1 protein-coding gene is annotated in these 632 nt (G+C 37.7%); it reads right to left on the bottom strand.

Annotated features, from left to right (window positions below; all coding sequences use genetic code 11):
• Nucleotides 1–632, bottom strand: a 632-nt coding sequence (locus C9J34_RS22205; RefSeq protein WP_193769121.1) for a hypothetical protein, incomplete at both ends; no start/stop codon positions are given.

Below are 632 nucleotides of genomic sequence, written 5' to 3'. Positions count from 1 at the left end.
CCAATCGGAATGAACACAAGCCATTTCCATACAGGTACCCACACAATTTCAGTATGCACAGCTACTTCTAATGGATAAAAAAGAGTAGCACTATTGCCCATTAATAATGGTGGTAACATAGCTAAGCAGCAGACGAGCACGATATATAATAGCACCATGAATATGAAAGTTAGCATGTAACCATAGTAAATGGCACCATTAGACAAAGAATTGATTTTAAGGAAATCAAATGTCCGATTTCCTCGATCGAATGTATAGATATAACAAAAAATCAGTACAAAGAAAAAGGCGGTGAATGGGCTGAATAAAATTTGGAATAGTTGCTTGGTGAATAAGGCTGTCTGAAAGGGTGTACGTTCCTCTGAATAGGGTAGATGCTGTTCAAGAAGTGTTTGTGCTTTACGCTCCTCTATTTTTAAACGACTTATATTGAGATAGGGGATCGGCTTCAATTCGACGTATTTTTCATACTGCTGAATATACGCCAATTGCTCACTTGCAATTTGTAAATTCCCTTCCTTTAATTTATCTAATATTTCCTTGACATATTGTTCTTTTAACAACAAACTTTCCAACGACTGCTGTTCCTCCAACGTGAGACCGACCATTCGCTCCTTCGTTAACGTAGCACT

Source organism: Metasolibacillus meyeri, from assembly GCF_003049505.1.
Lineage (GTDB): Bacteria > Bacillota > Bacilli > Bacillales_A > Planococcaceae > Metasolibacillus > Metasolibacillus meyeri.
Note: the sequence above shows the minus strand (reverse complement) of the source record. Positions and strands in the feature narration are given on the sequence as shown.